The sequence below is a fragment of the Chryseobacterium sp. DT-167 genome (assembly GCF_058310155.1).
This window is the reverse complement of sequence record NZ_JBZEEQ010000001.1, coordinates 239960-259566: the sequence shown is the minus strand read 5'-3', so window position 1 is coordinate 259566 and position 19607 is coordinate 239960. Positions and strand designations below refer to the sequence as shown.

The window sequence follows — 19607 nt, the reverse complement described above, 5'->3', positions numbered from 1 at the left end:
TTTTTTTTATTTTTAAAATAATTCTTTAGTTACTCCCAATCCGAATAAGGCAAAATCATATTTTGCAGGGTCTTTTTCATCAAATTTCCTGATGATATCATCAAGCTCCAAAACAGTTTTCCAGTCATTCTGCGATCTTGTAATCAAGCCTAATTTTCTTGAAATATTTCCCGTATGAACGTCTAAAGGTATGGATAAATGTTTTGAATCAATATTCTCCCAAATTCCAAAATCTACTCCGCGATTGTCATTTCGCACCATCCATCGCAGAAACATAATGATTCTTTTTGAAGACGAATTTTTATAAGGCGAGCTGACGTGTTTGTGGCTTCTGTGCTTTTCAATATTCAAAAAAAGCTTTCTGAATCTTTCTATAGCGTGGTAAAAATTCGTTTCAGCATCTTTGATAAGAAATAAATTTTCAAGGCTTTCATTTTCATTATAGATTCTGTTGAACTGTCTGATGAAATATACAAAATCTTCTCCGTTGAAAGTACGGTGAATGCTTTTCTCTTCAATTGATTTCAAATCATTTTCAGAATAATTTTTCACAAAATCATACGGAGAGTTCCCCATCATATCAAGCATCTTTTCAGCAGATTTGATAATCGACTTTCTGTTTCCCCATGAGATCGTAGCTGCCAAAAAGCCTGCGATCTCAATATCCTGCTTCAAAGAAAAACGATGCGGAATCTGTATGGGATCATCCTGAATGAATTCAAAACTATTGTAGACATCAGCTTTTTCGTTCAGAAAATCTCTTAACTCTTCAAAATTCAGCATATCACATCAAATTTTCACTACTTCCAGAGCTTTAGGTAAAAATGTATTTGGGAAAACAGTCCGCGCTTCATCCGTAAAAACAGTCAAATCACCATATCGGTTAGAAAAATGACCTAAAATCAGCTTACCAGCTCCTGCCTGTCTTGCAATTCTCGCTGCTTCCAAAGCTGTAGTGTGACCTGTATAATCTGCCATTTCCTTTAAATCATGCAAAAAAGTAGACTCATGATACAACACAGTGACATTTTTTATGATAGGAATTACAGTTTCCAAATATCTTGTGTCACTACAGAAAGCATATGAAACAGGTTGAGCAGGTTCTGTTGTCAGAACTTCATTTTTTAGCAAATATCCGTCGCTCAATTCAAAATCTTTTCCGGCTTTCAGATTGTGATAATCGCAGGTTTCTATCTCTTTATATTTTGAAATTTCCTGCATATTAAGATGTCTGTCTTTTTGTTTTTCTTTAAAAAGATAACCGTTACAGTAAATCCTGTGATCCAACGGAATGGTATAAACCTCTACTCTATTGTCTTCATATATTTTTTCTGAATAATCTTTATCCAATTCATGATAAATCACTTCAAAACCTCGATGGGTTTCAGTAATGGCAAAGATTGTTTCCAGCATTTTTTTAATTCCTTTCGGACCGTAAACATGCAAAGGAACGTCTCTTCCCAACAGGCGAAACGAAGCGATGAGTCCCGGCAGACCAAAACAATGGTCGCCATGAAGATGAGAAATGAATATATGATTGATTTTTGAAAATCTTGCTTTTGCTTTTCTCAGCTGCACCTGCGTTCCTTCACCACAATCGATCAGGAAACATCTTTCTTCCATTTCCAGAAGCTGCGCTGTTGGCGATGTATTGACAGTAGGAATAGCTGAATTAAAGCCTAAAATCGTTAAATAAGTACTCAAATCAATAGTTTATTACGGGCAAATGTACGACAGATTTTTAACTTAAACGGTGTCATTCTGAACGTGCCATCGTTAAGTTAAAAAATCTCTTTTAACATCTTGAGATTCTTCCTTCGTCACAATGACAAATTGTGATTAAAATTTAATCTTTCATCTTCAAAAAACCCAAAAACAAATCCAAAGCCTGTTTTCTGTGGCTGATCTTGTTTTTATCTTCGGGATTCATTTCAGCAAAAGTCATTTCATAATTTTCAGGAACAAAAATCGGGTCGTAGCCAAAGCCTTTATGCCCCTTATTTTCTGTGAGTAAATTTCCATGAACTCTGCCATCAAAATACTGAGCCCCGTTTTCATCATAATAACATAAAACCGTGATGAAATAAGCTTTTCTGTTTTCAACACCTTCCATTTCGCTCAACACTTTTGCAATATTTTTTGCGAAATCATGATCTCCTGCGTAACGTGCGGAGAAAATCCCCGGTCTTCCGTCTAAAGATTCCACAACCAGACCGCTATCGTCTCCCAAACTTGGAATTCCTGTTTTTTCGAAGCAATATTTAGCTTTAATCAAGGCATTGGCGTTAAAGGAATCTCCATCTTCCACAATTTCTTCATGTATATTGTAATCTGTCAGACTTTTAACTTTAAATTGATCACCTAAGATCTGCTGAATTTCTTCTTTTTTATGTACGTTGTGTGTGGCAACTAATAATTCCATGATAATTTTTTATTTTTGAAACACTGAATCCATCAATAACTTTTGCAGAAATAAAATCAATAGTCTTGTGAAATTTGTGAAAACGATTTTTTTGATTTGTGTTTTAATTAAATTTAAATTTCCGAATAATGCACTTTATATTTTTTCATAAATAAATAATAGAACAGAGAAAAAAGTACAATTCCGACTCCTAATATTATCCATTCAGAAACTTTGAATGCTTCTGCAAAACTTTCATTTTTTGTATAAAGGATTAAAACTGATGAACATAGATTGTTAAAACCATGCAGCAACATTGGTAATAGCAAAGATTTTGTTTTATAATATACTAAGCCTAAAACACACCCCAGCAAAACTGCACCTACAAACTGCCAAGGATTTGCGTGTACCAAACCGAAAATAATTGAGGCAAATACAATCGCTTTCCAGGGCTGCATCCCGTTATTGATCATTCCTTTCTGAATAATTCCCCTGAAAATAATTTCTTCAAAGATCGGAGCCATGATCACGGCAGTAAGAATCATCATAACAGGATCATCCGTCAACTGACTCATCAAATCTGTAAAAAAATCATAATACTTTCCGAAAAATGGTCCTGTAATCGGAATTTGAGATGTTAGAAATTCACCGATAAGCATCATTCCCAACATCATGGGGAATATGAGCAAATAGGTATAAAAATTAGTCGGAGAAAAGTTGAAATTTAATTTTTGTTTAGTTTGCAGCCTTACAACAAAAAAATCGAAAAAAGCGATAGAAGATAAAAACACAACTGCATTTGAAGCCATCAAAAACCAATCTTTATATTGCAGATTTTCTTTAAAAAACAACATCCAGAAAACATTGAAAACTCCGACAGCTATAGAACCAACTACAAAACCTGCAAATAATATCAAACCTCCGAGCCAGGTGAATGTAAATTTCGGATACCTGCTGTTTTCCATTTTTTTTTGAATTTGAAAAACAAAGATAATCGATTTTACGAAAATACGGGATGATAAAGCTGTTTTGCTGCAGAAACATATTTCAATTCATCCTATCTATTTCTAACGTATAATCTGTTTTAAAAAGTTTTTCCGAAGTATCTTTGCAACTTATTTTTTCAATATGGAAAATGCAGTCGATCGAGAGAATGTCAATTTATCACTTCTTTCTTATGTATGTTTTACTTTTTTAGGATATTTCATCATTGGTTTATCACTTTCTGTACTTCCGATTTTCATCAGTAGAAATTTAGGTTTCACTTTGGTTGTTGCCGGATTGGTGATCAGTTTACAATATGTTGCAACATTTTTTTTGAGAGCTTATTCCGGTAAGATCATTGACGGAAAAGGTCCGAAACCTGCTGTTTTATTTAGTATGCTGAGTTTTTCACCGACCGGGATTTTTCTGGTCCTGGCTTACTATTTTAAATTTTCACCATTCATCAGTTTAGGATTTTTAATTATCACACGTCTATTGACAGGTTGCGGCGAAGGAATGATTGGCGCAAGTCCGATCAATTGGGCAATCATGGCTTTAGGTGAAAAACATACCGCAAAAATTATTTCCTACAACGGAGTTGCGTGTTACGGAGCTTTGGCAATTGGTGCTTCACTAGGAATAATTATTGAACATCAATTTGGACTTTATGGTATTGGAATTCTTTCTATCATCGTTGGTATTTTGGGGTTTCTTTTTGCCAAGACCAAAACAAACTACACCAATTCTCATACTCATGATTCTCAATCATTCTGGAAAGTTTTGGGGAAAGTTTCGCCATTCGGGATTTGTCTGGCTTTGGGCGGAATTGGTTTTGCAAGCATATCCACTTTTATCACATTATACTACAACTATTTTCATTGGAATAACGGTGCGCTTTGCCTCAGTGTTTTCGGAGGATTATTTGTTGCCGGACGATTGGTTTTCAGCAATGTCATCAATAATTATGGAGGAATCAGAGTCGCAATCGCTTGTCTTTTAGTAGAAACAATAGGGCTTTTAATCATTTCGTCTGCCAGCAATTCTGAGATGGCACTTTTTGGAGCTGGAGTTACCGGCTTAGGATTTTCATTAATTTTTCCTGCACTTGGAGTTGTGGCTATTAGAAGTGTTTCGCCATCAAGTCAGGGTTCTGCATTGGCGGGTTACGGACTTTTTATTGATCTTTCTCTTGGTGTTGCAGGTCCGTTAATTGGAGGTGTTGCCGATATCTGGGGAATGAAATATATCTTTCCATTCAGTGCTTTGATGGTTTTTACAGGTTTGGGAGTTGCTTATATTCTTAAAACAAAATTGAAAAAGTCATGAAATACGATTTTCAAAATCCGATAAAAATCCCGATTTTTGCAAATTCAAAATACACTATGTCAGACTTAATCAAAGAAATAGAGAAAAGAAAAACATTCGGAATTATTTCTCACCCCGATGCCGGAAAAACCACGCTTACAGAAAAACTGCTTCTTTTCGGGGGAGCTATTCAGGAAGCCGGAGCCGTAAAATCGAATAAAATTAAAAAAGGAGCTACCTCCGACTTTATGGAAATTGAAAGACAGAGAGGTATCTCCGTTGCGACTTCCGTACTGGCATTTGAATATAAAGGTTACAAAATCAACATTCTCGATACACCCGGTCACAAAGATTTTGCTGAAGACACCTACAGAACTTTGACTGCTGTAGATTCTGTAATCGTTGTAATTGATGTTGCAAAAGGTGTTGAGGAACAGACAGAAAAATTGGTGAAAGTTTGCAGAATGAGAAACATTCCGATGTTGGTTTTCATTAATAAATTAGACCGTGAAGGTAAAGATGCCTTTGATCTTTTGGATGAAGTTGAGCAGAAATTAGGTTTAAGAGTTGTTCCTCTTTCGCTTCCAATCGGGATGGGAGCAGATTTTCAGGGAATTTATAACATCTGGGAAAACAATATTCAGTTATTTTTAGAAGAAAAGAAACAGAAAGTAGGTGAAGCCATTAAATTTGACGATATCAACGATCCTACAATCGACGAAATCATCGGTGCAAAACCTGCGAAGAATTTAAGGGACGAATTGGAATTAATACAATCTGTTTATCCTGAATTCAGCCGTGAAGATTACATGAATGGCGAATTGCAACCGGTTTTCTTTGGTTCAGCTTTAAATAATTTTGGAGTTCGTGAATTGCTGGATGCTTTTATTGAAATTGCGCCAATGCCACAACCCAAGGAAAGTGATACCCGCTTGGTAAAACCTGAAGAGCCTTCGTTTACGGGATTTGTTTTTAAAATTCACGCCAATATGGATCCTAAACACAGAGACCGTCTGGCTTTCGTGAAAATCGTTTCGGGAACATTCAAAAGAAATGAAAATTACCTGTTGGTAAGAGAAGGTAAAAAGATGAAATTTTCATCGCCGAATGCCTTTTTTGCAGATAAAAAAGAAGTTGTAGACGAAAGTTTTCCTGGAGACATTGTGGGACTTCATGATACGGGAAGTTTCAGGATTGGTGATACTTTGACGGGGGGTGAAAAAATCAGCTTCAAAGGTATTCCAAGCTTCTCGCCGGAACATTTCAGATATATTAATAATAATGATCCTTTAAAAGCTAAACAATTAGCAAAAGGTATTGATCAGTTGATGGATGAAGGTGTTGCACAATTGTTTACACTTGAAATGAACAACAGAAAAATCATCGGAACGGTAGGTGCACTTCAGTACGAAGTTATCCAATACCGTTTGGAGCATGAATATGGAGCAAAATGTACTTACGAACCACTTTCTATGCACAAAGCCTGTTGGGTAGAAGCTGATGAAAAATCTGAAGAGTTTAAAGAGTTTGCGAGATTGAAGCAGAGATTCCTTGCAAGAGACAAATACAATCAATTGGTATTTTTGGCTGATTCATCATTTACAATACACATGACACAGGAGAAGTTTCCGAATGTGAAATTACATTTCATTAGTGAATTCAGACAGAATTAATTCTTATTTAAAAATAAAAAAACCGTTCAATTGAACGGTTTTTTTATGCTTGTGATTAATAGATTATTTATTAAGCATCAATAATTTTTTAACAATCTTCTCATCATCTACCGTTACATGAATCATGTAAGCTTCTGTAGGAAGAGTTCTTAAATCAATCTTCTCATCTGCTCTGTTATCAACAGTTCTTGAGAAAATATGTCTTGTTCTTTTTGGTACAACTAATTTTCCGTCCATTGAATAAATTTCATAAGTTACCTTATATGGAGCAGGAAGTCTGTTGGCATCAAACTTCGGCGGGAAATCAGTCTTAATATAAACATACCCGTCATTTGCAGGAACAGGATAAATCATCATACCCTGAAAAATTGGTGATTGAGGACCACTTGGAGTTCCTGGACTTCCCGGATTTCCACCCCCTGGATTTCCGCCTCCCGGAGGAATTACAACTGCTGATGAATTGATGGTAAAGTTTTGTGAATTTACATTTAAAAATACATTATCTATAGCTTTCACCATGATTCTTGCATTGTTGGTGATCGTTCCAAGACCACCTGCAACTGTATAACTGTGTGAACCATCATTGGGAGTACTTGCAACCAATACAGTAGGGAATGTAAGACCTCCGTCTTTTGATAATAAGATTGTTACATTCTGAGTACTTACCGGTGCTGCGGTTGTATTGGCAACATCCCATGTAATTGTCTGGGTTTGTCCTTCGGTCCACACGACACCTGCTGTATTTTGTGAAGTCACTACAAAAGGTCCCGCAGTATTTACTACTGTTAATTTCACATCATCACGACCAGTCTGACCTCCCAATGCATTGTTATCCCTCACTAAAACAGAGAAGTTAAGCTCTCTTGCGACAGAAGGAAGAACTTCCCAGGTGCTTAAAGTAGATGGAGTTACAATAACAGGTAATCTTGGGAAATATCTGTAATTTACAGTTGCCGGGCTAAAAGATCTGAATAGAGGACCTGCAACAAGAGTAGAAGCTGGCGGCGCTGTAGCAGCGACAGTTCCCGGATCTATCTGTTCCCATGTATACGTAAGTGAATCATTATTAGCATCTGTTGCTGAGGCAGTTAACACAAATGGTGTGCTCTTAGGAATACTCTTATCTAATCCTGCATCAGCAATAGGCTCCGCATTATTTATCGGCGTTTTTTCACCACAGGTAGAAGGTGATCCTGTTCCTGTAAGCGTTGTATACATTTCTCTTATACTAACTGCGTGGTAATAAGCATCACTGTTATTTTGAACATTGGGTGCACAAATTCCTGCATATCCCATAATAGTACTTGCACTTCCCGGCTCTATGGACGTAGGACCATTTCTATTACAGCCATTATTCTGAGTATGCTTAGCACCAAATTGATGTCCCATTTCGTGAGCAACAAAATCAATCACGAAAGGATCTCCTACAGGAATGGCAGACCCCGTAACACCCCCTGCTTTGCTGGTACCACATACAGAAGGAGTAGCAGCCAAACCGTTATCATTACCCGCCGTTGCTCTGAAAAACAAGTGTCCGATATCATAGTTTGCTGCGCCAATCGTAGTTGTGGTTACTGAAATGTTTTCATTAAGCATTTGAGCAGCATCCAATGTGTTAAAAGTATCAGTACTGATGAAAAATAGTGCATCTGTATTAGCTATCAGTTGTAACCTTATAGACATATCTCTTTCAAAAACCTCATTAAGACGGGTAACTACTAAATTAACAGCAGCAAGAACGGCAGCTTTTTTCTGAGCATCTGTTCCTGTACCCACACCAGCCTGTCCTGCGATATAAGCAGTGTATTCTATTGTTGTTGTAATTGAAAGTCTGTACTTTCTTTTAAGTCCGTCAATAACTGTTTTCTGAGCAACAGCCGACGCCGCATCTTTCAAGTCGCTGTCACCATTAAAAAGACATTCAAACTGATTCAGTGATGATGCTTTTTTTCTGTCATACATTTTGTAGACATTATTATCTTTGGTATGAGAATCGATATAGTAAATACCATTATCATTTCTCACCATACCGTTGAATCCGAAATAAGGATCGATGGTAAATCTCAACATTGATGACTTGTCATCTTTTTTGAATCCTATGTAAGATCTTACATCAGAGTATCTGTTTTGAAGATCAGGATGCATTGTTGAAGATTCAAAAACTTCATACGTATCAAAACCTCCCTGAAGATTCGGGAAGGTAATCATTACTCCCTTTACAGCAGGATATTGATCTCTGTCCGGAGCATTTTTAAGCTGATTCTGAATGTCGTTGACATTAAGTGTAAATAAAGAATAATCAGATAATCTCACATTACTCTCACGTACTTCACTGTTTACTTTAGAATCAAATTTCTTCCAGTGATTTTGCTGAGCAAATCCTGTAGCCGATAAGACAAGCAGGGAGCCCAGAATTAGTAGTTTTCTCTTCATATTTTTTCAATTTTTTTAATTTTTCTGGAGTAAAAGTTTTACATCGGTCGGAATTATACCGGTCACTCTCAGGATCAGTATAGGATTACTTTGTTGGTTTAATAAATATTCATTATTGGTTATTTCCTTATAATATACATTCAAAACAGTCCCGTTTTTATCAATTTTTGTCACTTCAATATCTCCATACTGCTCTTTTTCAAGTTTTGGTTTTAATATCAGAAAAAATTCGTTATCTGACAGTGTTGGAATTGGTTCTGAGCGGGAGAATTTTCTATCATCCAGTTTGCTGTATAATTTTACCATTTCACTAAAATCAGAGATAATCATATATTTGCTCATCTGTATATTGCGGTTTATCCTTCTGACTTCTGAAAAAGCGACAGTTTCATCCCCTTTAGACATTCCTTCCTCTTTTTTTATTTCACTTTTTGCTATAGAAATATTTCTACAACTAAAGCCGGTAGCAACTGTTAAAAACGACAATACTAATAACCAAGCATATTTCATTATTAAACTCTCAAAAAGCAAAGGTAAATATTATTATATTTCCAAAGAAAGTTTTTTTTTAACATTTTTTATATTTAACAAAAAACTTTGTAAAACAATTGTAATCAATTTATAATCAATTGGTTTTCAGCAACATAAAATTTTACCAAAATCATACATTTCTTTTACAAATCAGAAGAGGTATAACCTTCTAATTTTACTTCAGCAAAAAAAATAATCTTATGAAAAAGTATCTCTTACTAGTAGCTGTATCAAGCACTTTCATCATGTGTAAAAAAGGAGAATCTTCAACTTCTCAAATCGAAAGTACCGTTGCGTCGGCAGACAGTACTCTCACAAATGCTACCGAAAAAATCTATTCCGTAAGTAACGATGCAGAAGCAGTTTTTGACTCTGCAAGTATCAAAATTAAAGATTTTGAAAAAACAAAAAGTGAGGTTACCGAAAAAATAGAGTCTACTTCTAAAAGTATCGACTCTATATCAGACAAAATCGCAAACATGAAACTGGAGTCTAAGATTGATAAAAAAGATTCTTCACTAACAAAAAATGAAAAAATTGTAGTAAATGTTCCGGCTCCGAAAATTATTAAAGAAACAAAAATCATTTACAAGGATAAACCAAAAACAAATTCTGAAGTTTTAACGATTTCTAAAAACAGAATGCTGAAATCCGGAGTTCTCGAACTTACTGTAAACAATGCAGAAACTGCCAAAGAAATCGTAAAAGAACAGGTAAAAAAATATGACGGTTTTATCAGAAGTGAAAATATTTCTCTCAACAATAATGATAAGAAGATCGCATATCTGAAAGTGAAAGTTCCTATTCAGAAATTTGATTACCTGATGGATGATCTCAGTTATAATATTGGTGAGGTTGAAAATAAAGGCATCGATGTCTCTGGTCAGGATTTTGTGAACAATACTTTATGTGATGTAGAAATTACATTGTATGGAAATGAGGAAAATTTACCAATAAAAGAAAAGCCTGAAGGTTTCGGAGCAAAATCACTGGCTGCAGTATCTTCCGGATGGAATGTTATCACTTCTATTTTCCTGTTTATTCTTCCGCTTTGGCCTTTGTTTTTAATTGCCGGAATTGCTTATTATTTCTATAAGAAGAAAGACAAAAATCTTCCGGGAAATTAATTCTAAATAAAAATTAATAAAATTTTAGAAAAAAATACTTTTCGAAAAGAAATTCCTCATACATTTGCATTAATAAATGTTAAAGTTATAATAAAACCCACATTGTATTTAACTTAATAAGGCAAATATAATCAAAGAGTAAAGAATTTAATATTTCATATATTATATTTGTGATTTGGTGTAAAGTAAAAGGCTCTCGATTTGAGAGCCTTTTATGATTATTTCATGTTCACTATTTTGTCTACAATATACTTTGTGTTTCCTCTCCACGGTAGGGTTCCGTTGTATTCTTTGTAGTGAAGATCAAAAGTTTTCCCGCTATTGAGTTCCAACTGCTTAAAAATTTCAGGATTTTCTACAGAAAACTCAAACTCATAGCTTGTTACCGTTCCGGTTTTTCCTTTTCCAAAACCTTCCTGAATAAGTTTTCCTTCATAAGTTTTAAAAACATAACCTTTTTTGATGGCATAATTCAGGTATCCGGATTTTACACCTTCTCCGAAAACGAAGAAAAATTTGTACCAGATAAAAACTCCTACAAGAAGTAAAACAACTCCCAAAGCGATTAACCAAGATTTTTTCATAATAGTGTTTGTATTAAATTATTTTGAAATGCTTCTCGAAATCACAATTTTCTGAATTTCAGAAGTTCCTTCATAGATCTGAGTGATCTTCGCATCTCTCATCAGTCTTTCTACGTGATATTCTTTCACATATCCGTATCCACCGTGAATCTGTACGGCTTCAATCGTAGTATCCATCGCAACCTGAGAAGAGTACAATTTTGCCATTGCTCCGATTTCTGAAATATCTTTTCCTGCATCTTTTTCTACTGCAGCTTTAAAGCAAAGCATTCTTGCAGCTGTAATCTGAGTTGCCATATCTGCCAATTTGAAAGCAATTGCCTGATGATGGATAATTTCAGTCTTAAAAGCTTTTCTTGTTTTTGCATATTTAAGAGCCATTTCGTAAGCTCCGGAAGCAATACCTAAAGCCTGAGAGGCGATCCCTATTCTACCACCGTTCAACACAGCCATTGCAAAATTGAATCCGAAACCGTCTTCACCAATTCTGTTTTCTTTGGGCACTTTTACATTGTTGAAAAGCAAAGAATGCGTATCACTTCCTCTGATTCCCAATTTGTCTTCTTTTGGTCCGATCTCAAAACCATCCCACCCTCTTTCTACGATAAAAGCGTTGATTCCTTTATGCTTTTTTTCAGGATCTGTCTGTGCGATCACAATATAATAAGAGGCTGTACCTCCGTTGGTAATCCAGTTTTTCACACCATTTAAAAGATAATAATCTCCTTTATCTTCAGCAGTTGTTTTCTGAGAAGTTGCGTCAGAACCGGCTTCCGGCTCAGACAAAGCAAATGCTCCGATTACCTGACCGCTTGCCAAAGGTGTAAGATATTTTACTTTTTGCTCTTCAGATGCATATTTTTCAAGACCCGCACAAACCAATGAGTTATTTACAGACATTACAACCGCCGCAGAAGCATCAATTTTCGCAATCTCTTCCATTGCCAAAACGTAAGAAACGCTGTCCATCCCGGCTCCGCCGTATTGAGGATCAACCATCATTCCCAAAAGTCCCATTTCTCCCATTTTTTTTACCTGCTCAGTAGGAAATTTCTGGTCACGGTCTCTTTCTATTACTCCAGGTAATAGCTCGTTTTGTGCAAAATCTCTTGCTGCCTGCTGAATCATCAGCTGTTCTTCGGATAAATTAAAGTCCATAAAATTATAATTAGATGGTCGTAAATTTACACTTTTTAACCAAATCTGAAAATACTAATAGAATTTAGTAACCGCAACTTCCAATTTTCCTTTACTCATGCAGTTTTACCGTTGAAACAAATATCAAAAATCACTATATATCACTGATCTTTTTGTACTTAATTATTTATTTTAAAAATCTAAATTTATAATAAAAAAAATGCTTATATTTAAATTCTTTATTAAATATATAATAAATTATGACAATTAAAAGATTATTCGATATACCTCATTTTGCTTTAGAAAAACTCCCAAATGATGTTATGTTTGCCACAAAATATCAGGGAGAGTGGCAAAAAACTTCCACACAGGAATTTATCAATCAGGGAAACAAAATCTCTAGAGGTCTTTTGAAACTGGGAATAAAACCCGGGGATAAAATCGCTTTGATCACTACCAACTCACGTACAGAATGGGCAATAATGGATCTCGGAATTTCCCAGATCGGCGTAGTTTCTGTGCCTGTTTACCCAAGCATTTCTCCGGAAGACTATGAATTTATCTTCAACAACGCAGAAATAAAATACTGTTTTGTATCAGATAAAGAGCTGCTTGCGAAAGTAATGAAGATCAAGCATAATGTAGCTTCTCTGCAAGGCATTTTTACGTTTGATAACATCACAGGAGCAGCAAACTGGAAGGAAATTCTTGATCTTGGTGAAGATGATTCTACACAGATTGAGGTAGAAGACCTTTCAAAAGCTATCAATACACAAGATCTGGCAACCTTAATATATACTTCAGGGACGACAGGAAAACCAAAAGGTGTGATGCTGACCCATGAAAATATTGTTTCAAACGTTTTAGGCTCGGTTCCGAGAATTCCAAAGAAGAAAAGTTTAGACTATAAAGATACAAGAGTGCTGAGCTTTTTGCCGATCTGCCATATTTTTGAAAGAATGCTTTTTTATCTTTTTCAATATAACGGTTTTTCAATTTATTTTGCTGAAAGCATCGAAAAAATGGGTGAAAACGTAAAAGAAGTAAAACCACATTACATGAGTGTTGTTCCGCGTTTGGTGGAAAAGGTGTATGATAAAATCTATAATACAGGTTCTTCTGCAGGCGGTTTGAAACAAAAAATATTCTTCTGGGCTTTGAATTTGATTCAGAAAAAGAAAGAAGTTACAAAACCTTCAGGTCTTTCTGAAATTATTGCCGACAAACTGGTCTTCAAAAAGTGGAGAGAAGGTTTGGGAGGTGAGATCATCACTTTAGTTTCAGGTTCTGCAGCTTTATCAACAAGATTAAATTTAATGTTTCAAAATGCGGGAATTCCGATTCTTGAAGGATATGGCTTAACGGAAACTTCCCCGGTAATCTCTGTAAACTCTTTTGGAAAAATGAAAGTGGGAACTGTAGGTCATCCTTTAGATAATTTAACGGTAAAAATTCAGGAGGACGGGGAAATTACCGTAAAAGGACCTTCTGTATTTAAAAGTTATTTTAAAAATGAAGAACAGACAAAAGAAACATTCACAGAAGACGGATTTTTCAAAACCGGAGATATCGGACATATCGACAGTGAAGGATTTTTACAGATCACCGACCGTAAAAAAGAAATGTTTAAAACTTCCGGAGGAAAATATATTGCTCCTCAAACGATTGAAAATTTAGCCAAAGCTTCAAAATTCATAGAGCAGGTAATGGTTGTCGGAGATGGTGAAAAAATGCCTTGCGCATTTGTACAGCCTGATTTTGAATTTGCCAAAAACTGGGCAATGAGAAACAACCTCAACATCGGATCTACTCCACAGGAAATTGCCAAAAGCCCTGAACTGAAAGAGAGAATCGAAAAAGAAATTGACGACATCAATGAACATTTAGGAAACTGGGAACAGATAAAGAAAATTGAACTTACTCCTGAAGTCTGGAGCATCGAAGCCGGACTTCTGACTCCCACTCTCAAACTGAAAAGAAAAGCCGTAAAAGAGAAGTTCAAAGATCTTTACGACAAGATGTATGATCATCATGATTAAATAAATGAAACCGTTTCAGTTCTGGAACGGTTTATTTATTTCTAAACACAAATTGCACTAATGTTTTTGGAGAGTGACACTGATTACTATTTAGATGTTTTTAACATTCAATATCAACATTCACTTTGTCATTCCAGAGGCATATCAGCTTAGAATTAAAACATTGTTGAGATTCCTCCGGAATGATAAACATGATGTAATAAAAAAACATACCGCAATAAAAAACGGCTTCAAAATCTGAAGCCGTTTTCTATTTTTATAAAAGAATCTGAATTAAATTTTATTAGAATTTAATTACAGAATTCATTTTTTCAGTTTCTTCGTTTACTAACTCGTCGTCCACAAGAATTTTTCCTGAATGCTCATCAATGATGATTTTCTTTCTCTGAGCGATTTCCATTTGTTTTTGTGGCGGAATTGTAAAGAAAGATCCTTTCGGAGCACCTCTTTCAAGACCTACAACTGCAAGACCTGTGGAAGAATTAGCTCTGATTCTGTGGTAAGAAGCCAATAATCTTTCGTCGATTTTAGAAGCAAACTCTTCAGATTTTGTGATCAGATACTCTTCTTCTTTCTGAGTTTCAGAGATCAGACCTTCCAATTCTTCTTTTTTGAATTTAAGGTGATTTTTAAGATCATCGATTTTAGAATTCAACTCGTTTAAAGTTTCTTCTTTGTGACCGATCTTAGCTCCAAATTCTTTAATTCTTTTTTCAGAAAGCTGAATCTCAAGTTCCTGATATTCAATTTCCTTTCCTAAAGCTTCAAATTCTTTATTGTTTCTTACGTTATCCTGTTGAGATTTGTATTTGTCGATTAAAGTTTTTGCATGATTGATCACCTCATTTTTGTTGCTGATCTGATCATTCTGCTCTTTAATCTCTGCGTGAAATTTTTCCGCTCTCTTTTCCAGGCCTTCAATCTCAATTTCAAGATCTTCAACCTCGATTGGCAACTCTCCTCTTGTATTTCGGATCTCATCCAATCTTGAATCGATGATTTGCAAATCGTATAAAGCTCTTAATTTTTCTTCAACTGAAATTTCGGTGATTTTTGCCATATCTATAGGAAATAATTTACTGGGTTTGTTTTTTCACTAGATTTTAAGACTGCAAATGTACTAAATTTTTGTGACAAAATTTCAAATAATTGTTGACTTACCAATTGCTCCGATTCGTAATGTCCAATGTCGCAAATCAGCATTTTAGATTCTGCCAGAAAATAATCGTGGTATTTGAGATCTCCCGTAAGATACGCATCACATTTTTTTGACAGCGCAGCTTTTATTCCGCTTGCTCCGGAACCTCCCAAAACTCCTACTCTTTTGATTTTTTTATGATTTAAATCTGAATGTTTAATCATATTTAAATTAAATTTTTCCTTTACAAAATTCAGGAAATCCGTTTCATCCATATCAGTTTCAAATTCAGCATACATTCCCAATCCTGAATATTGATTTTCGTTTTCAAGCTGATAAATCTGATACGCAACTTCTTCATAAGGATGTGCAGCTTTCATTGCGGCAACAACTTGATTTTGTTTAAAAGATTCAAAAATCACAGAAATCATATCTTCTTCAGCATTTTCGCGAACATTTTGCTCTCCAGAAAACGGATGAGAACCTTCAATTGGTCTGAAAGTTCCTTTTCCTTCTATTTTAAAACTGCATTCGTCATAAAATCCGATATTTCCGGCTCCTGCAGAGAAAAGTGCTTCTTTTACATTCTCAGAATAATCTTTTGGAACAAAAACAGTCAATTGTTTTAAATTATTTTTTTTAGGCTGAAGGATTTTCAGATTTTTTAACCCTAAAAGACTGCAGATTCCGGCATTCACTCCGTGAAAATCATTATCAAAAGCTGTATGGATGGCATAAATCGCCACTTTGTTTTCTATTGCTTTTAAAACAGCTCTTTCAACATAATTTTTCCCGGTAAGAGATTTCAAACCAGAAAAAATGATAGGATGAAAACATACAATTAGATTACAGTTTCGGTGAATTGCTTCATCTACAACATTTTCCAGGGCATCATGACAAACCAGAATCCCGGAAACGTTACGATCGGGCAATCCACAGAGAAGTCCTACGTTATCAAAGTCTTCTGCCTGTGAAATGGCAATGTGTTTTTCTATCTCTGCAATTACTTTTTGTATTGTCATTTTATTATGTATGTTTGTTACGAAAATAGGGATAATTTGCTAAATTTAAAAAAAACTCTGATCATGGAGAAAGAACACAATCTTGTTCCCGGAGATAAGCTCTGGAAAAGATTTCTGTACCGCGTTATTTACCGCTCAGATACAAAACTGGGCAAATTGTTTGACGTCGCTCTTCTCTCTCTTATTCTTGTGAGCACTTCTATCATTATGATGGAAAGTATCCCGAAGCTCGACAAAAAGTTTCATGTTTATTTTATTATTTGTGAATGGATCATTTCTGTAATTTTTACTGCAGAATACTGGATGAGAATAGCTGTTGTAAAAAATAAAAAGCACTATATTTTCAGCTTCTTCGGGATTATAGATTTTCTTTCACTGGTTCCTTTTTACCTGAGCTTCTTTTTTCCTGTGACCAAATATTTTCTGATTTTCAGAATGCTGAGAATGCTGAGGATTTTCAGGATTTTTAATTTGCTGGATTTTATGAATGACGGCTTTGTCATTGTGAGAGCGTTAAAAAACAGTTCGAGAAAAATTTATATTTTCCTTCTATTTTTAATTATATTTTCGGTGATCGTAGGTTCGCTGATGTTTATGGTGGAAGGCGGAAGACCCGGTTTTGAGACAATTCCGCAATCGATTTATTGGGCTGTAGTAACGGTAACGACTGTAGGATATGGTGATGTTTCTCCGATTACACCCATGGGAAAATTTTTTGCGGTGATACTCATGTTGGCCGGTTATTCTATCATTGCAGTTCCCACAGGAATTGTCACTGCCGAAATGAGAAACAAAAGACAGAACCTGGAATTGATCTGCGAACGTTGCGGAAATGAAGATATTGATGATGATGCAAGGTATTGCAAACAATGTGGCAAGAAATTAGCATAGTATTTCTTATCAAATAATCTATTAATCTAAATATCTCAAAAATCATGGAACCACAAAAGAAAAACAAGCCCAACAGTTTAGTGATTATCTTATTCGCTTTAGTTATCTTGATGATCATTATCTATTTTATACTCGTTATGTTTTTCCCGACTGTATTTGACCTAATGAATACGGGAGACATAAAACCAGTACCACCTTCAGAATAGAATCAGTTTTTATACATATAAAAAGGATGCAGATAATTATTTTACCTGCATCCTTTTTTATTAGTTTATTTTATCTAATTTATTTTTTAATAACTTTTAAAGATTGCTTAGAGCCATCTTTCATTATTAAAGTTAAAATATACATCCCGGATTCCAAATTATTTAAATGGATGACTGAATCCGGATTTTCTATTGTTTTTAAAGTTCTTCCTGCCATATCAATTACATAGACAGATTTTACATTTTCAGCATCTGATATATTAATCACCTCAGAAAATGGGTTTGGATAAACTTTCATTTTAGTCTTTACCTGCGAAACTTCTGTAGCTGCCAGGAAATCTGATATAATATTAATTGTGAAAGTATCTTCCAGTTCGTTATCTGAGCTGTCATAGTGCCCAACATTTACATAATAAACAGTTCCTAAAACAGTAGGTACAGAAAGTATTTCCGTTTCACCATCACCGCCACTGTCTTCAGTATCTATACAAGTAAGTGAAGTACAGCTTCCTGTAAACACACCAACCTGTGGATCAAAAGAACTTCCTACCGGCAATGATACAATAACATCAACATTACCCCCATTTCCCACAAAGCTAAACCATGTTCCGTCATTCATTCCGTCTGTACAGGTTGTTAAAAATCCTGAATTATTAGTAGCTCCTAAAGCATCAGTTTGAGTATAAGAATATGGAAAAGATGTTGCCGACAAAGCTCCGGAACACGCATCGTTAACTGGCGGCGGCGGAATCGTTCCGACACAAATATTAAAACTCTGATTGCTCCCTGCACCATCATAACTGTAAACTCTGACATAATAAGTTGCTCCAACAGTCAACCCTGTAACCATAGAAGAAGCCGGATCGGAACATAAAATACTGCTCAAATTACCACAGACTCCGCTAAAAACCTGAAAATAAAGATCATCATTGTCAGTTGTACCTATGGATTCAATATTATTAAGAGAAATTTTATGTGAAGCAGCCGTAGCAACAAATTTAAACCAGACATCATCATCAGGATCTCCATAACAAGGAGCGGGAGCCAGCCCTGAACTTGTTGCTCCTAAAGTATAACCTTGTGTAGAAGCTGTGCAGACTGCATTAGGATTAACCGTTAATGTAATTGCATTGGCACATTCATCGTTTGCAGGCTGTCCCGGTGTTGTTCTAAACATCACTGATGAGCATCCCTGTGATTCCCCTGAAGCATTTACCGCAACTACTTTTATATAATAAATGGTGTTTGATGCTAAAGTTACCGGAATTAAAAGACTATTGGTAGTAACAGATTGTTGATTGACGACATTTGAACCACCACTCGTTGTCCCCACAGAAACTTTATAGCTTGTCGCTCCCGTGACTGTATTCCATTCGACAGTCGGTGACAACGGGATATAATTTGCATTATTGGAAGGATAACTAACATCCGGACAAGCAATCGTTGAACTTGCATTTAAACCATTAAAAGTAATCACAGATTTTTTGTTATCTAAAGATCCGCCCGGAGGAAATGAAGGATTTGGATTCGTATTATCATTCTGATAAGATAAAACTGAGCCTTGAGTTGAATTATACCCATAAAAAGCATCATCAAAACCATTCTCATCATAGCCTGCAGAATTTTCTTCGGCTGCAACTACCAAGTTATTTAAATTATTATAGGCAAAAGGTACCGGGAAAACAATTGTTACAACTCCGTTTACGCTGGTAACAGTTCCTGAAAAAACCTGCGTGAGCTGAGAGACAGGAATCCAGTCTGAGCCGGAGGTGAAAGTAGTTTTTGAAGTGGTTCCCAAATATATTACCCAACTTGAAGAATTGGTAATGCTTGATGACGGACTCAGATAAAACTTAAGACCTGTAATATTTCCCGCTGCATTTGCATTGATCTCATTTTTTGTGAAGATTTGCTGAACATACGAGTATTCATAATAAGTACTTATTGGTGCAACACCAACTGCAGTACTTCCCGCACCCAAAGTAATCTGGGCATTTAAAGCCATATTTAACAAAAACAGGCATAAAAGTAAAAATTTTCTCATAACCGAACACATTTAACTATATGAATACGAATTTATGACATTCTAACGATTTATGATTTTAATTTTTCAAGAATAATTAGTTACAAAAACAA

16 protein-coding genes are annotated in these 19607 nt (G+C 35.3%); 5 read left to right on the top strand and 11 right to left on the bottom strand.

Annotated elements, in window-relative coordinates:
• Positions 1–12 precede the first annotated feature (12 nt).
• The 4 genes from AC4FQ5_RS01110 to AC4FQ5_RS01095 all read right to left on the bottom strand — a co-directional run bounded on the left by AC4FQ5_RS01110 (position 13) and on the right by AC4FQ5_RS01095 (position 3366).
• Positions 13–783, bottom strand: coding sequence for a TIGR02757 family protein (locus AC4FQ5_RS01110; protein WP_491140656.1), 771 nt, complete (start codon positions 781–783; stop codon positions 13–15).
• A 6-nt stretch (positions 784–789) separates the two neighbouring features.
• Positions 790–1704, bottom strand: coding sequence for a ribonuclease Z (locus AC4FQ5_RS01105; RefSeq protein WP_491140655.1), 915 nt, complete (start codon positions 1702–1704; stop codon positions 790–792).
• Between the two features lie 142 nt (positions 1705–1846).
• A complete protein-coding gene (gene rdgB, locus AC4FQ5_RS01100; protein ID WP_491140654.1) occupies positions 1847–2422 on the bottom strand; it encodes an RdgB/HAM1 family non-canonical purine NTP pyrophosphatase in 576 nt (191 codons plus the stop codon).
• A 113-nt stretch (positions 2423–2535) separates the two neighbouring features.
• Positions 2536–3366, bottom strand: coding sequence for a CPBP family intramembrane glutamic endopeptidase (locus AC4FQ5_RS01095; protein WP_491140653.1), 831 nt, complete (start codon positions 3364–3366; stop codon positions 2536–2538).
• A gap of 163 nt (positions 3367–3529) precedes the next feature.
• On the opposite strand from AC4FQ5_RS01095, the gene AC4FQ5_RS01090 reads away from it, so the two are divergent.
• Both AC4FQ5_RS01090 and AC4FQ5_RS01085 read left to right on the top strand, forming a co-directional pair.
• A complete protein-coding gene (locus tag AC4FQ5_RS01090) occupies positions 3530–4711 on the top strand; it encodes an MFS transporter (RefSeq protein WP_491140652.1) in 1182 nt (393 codons plus the stop codon).
• Positions 4712–4767: 56 nt separating this feature from the next.
• Positions 4768–6363, top strand: a complete 1596-nt coding sequence (locus AC4FQ5_RS01085; protein WP_491140651.1) for a peptide chain release factor 3 — start codon at positions 4768–4770, stop codon at positions 6361–6363.
• Between the two features lie 63 nt (positions 6364–6426).
• Here the strand turns inward: AC4FQ5_RS01085 and AC4FQ5_RS01080 are convergent, their stop codons facing one another.
• Together AC4FQ5_RS01080 and AC4FQ5_RS01075 are read right to left on the bottom strand one after the other, a co-directional pair.
• Complete coding sequence (locus tag AC4FQ5_RS01080) at positions 6427–8796, bottom strand: zinc-dependent metalloprotease (RefSeq protein WP_491140650.1); 2370 nt, start codon at positions 8794–8796, stop codon at positions 6427–6429.
• 15 nt (positions 8797–8811) lie between these two features.
• On the bottom strand, positions 8812–9306 hold the full coding sequence (locus AC4FQ5_RS01075; RefSeq protein WP_491140649.1) for a hypothetical protein: 495 nt from the start codon (positions 9304–9306) through the stop codon (positions 8812–8814).
• A 221-nt stretch (positions 9307–9527) separates the two neighbouring features.
• On the opposite strand from AC4FQ5_RS01075, the gene AC4FQ5_RS01070 reads away from it, so the two are divergent.
• On the top strand, positions 9528–10454 hold the full coding sequence (locus AC4FQ5_RS01070; RefSeq protein WP_491140648.1) for a DUF4349 domain-containing protein: 927 nt from the start codon (positions 9528–9530) through the stop codon (positions 10452–10454).
• Between the two features lie 218 nt (positions 10455–10672).
• Here AC4FQ5_RS01070 and AC4FQ5_RS01065 read toward each other — a convergent pair whose 3' ends face one another.
• Both AC4FQ5_RS01065 and AC4FQ5_RS01060 read right to left on the bottom strand, forming a co-directional pair.
• Complete coding sequence (locus AC4FQ5_RS01065) at positions 10673–11038, bottom strand: hypothetical protein (protein ID WP_491140647.1); 366 nt, start codon at positions 11036–11038, stop codon at positions 10673–10675.
• Between the two features lie 18 nt (positions 11039–11056).
• Positions 11057–12196 (bottom strand): acyl-CoA dehydrogenase family protein, encoded by a 1140-nt coding sequence (locus AC4FQ5_RS01060; protein WP_491140646.1) that lies wholly within the window; start codon positions 12194–12196, stop codon positions 11057–11059.
• Positions 12197–12435: 239 nt separating this feature from the next.
• On the opposite strand from AC4FQ5_RS01060, the gene AC4FQ5_RS01055 reads away from it, so the two are divergent.
• A complete protein-coding gene (locus AC4FQ5_RS01055; protein ID WP_491140645.1) occupies positions 12436–14214 on the top strand; it encodes an AMP-dependent synthetase/ligase in 1779 nt (592 codons plus the stop codon).
• A gap of 283 nt (positions 14215–14497) precedes the next feature.
• On the opposite strand, the gene AC4FQ5_RS01050 is transcribed toward AC4FQ5_RS01055, so the two are convergent.
• A complete protein-coding gene (locus tag AC4FQ5_RS01050) occupies positions 14498–15274 on the bottom strand; it encodes a zinc ribbon domain-containing protein (RefSeq protein WP_491140644.1) in 777 nt (258 codons plus the stop codon).
• Positions 15275–15276: 2 nt separating this feature from the next.
• Complete coding sequence (locus AC4FQ5_RS01045) at positions 15277–16374, bottom strand: Nif3-like dinuclear metal center hexameric protein (protein ID WP_491140643.1); 1098 nt, start codon at positions 16372–16374, stop codon at positions 15277–15279.
• Between the two features lie 63 nt (positions 16375–16437).
• Here AC4FQ5_RS01045 and AC4FQ5_RS01040 point away from each other — a divergent pair, with 63 nt between their 5' ends.
• Positions 16438–17265: an ion transporter gene (locus AC4FQ5_RS01040; protein WP_491140642.1), complete on the top strand. Its 828-nt coding sequence runs from the start codon at positions 16438–16440 to the stop codon at positions 17263–17265.
• Positions 17266–17550: 285 nt separating this feature from the next.
• Here AC4FQ5_RS01040 and AC4FQ5_RS01035 read toward each other — a convergent pair whose 3' ends face one another.
• Positions 17551–19515 carry a T9SS type A sorting domain-containing protein gene (locus AC4FQ5_RS01035; protein ID WP_491140641.1) on the bottom strand — a complete coding sequence of 655 codons (1965 nt, stop codon included), beginning with the start codon at positions 19513–19515 and terminating at the stop codon, positions 17551–17553.
• Positions 19516–19607 lie beyond the last annotated feature (92 nt).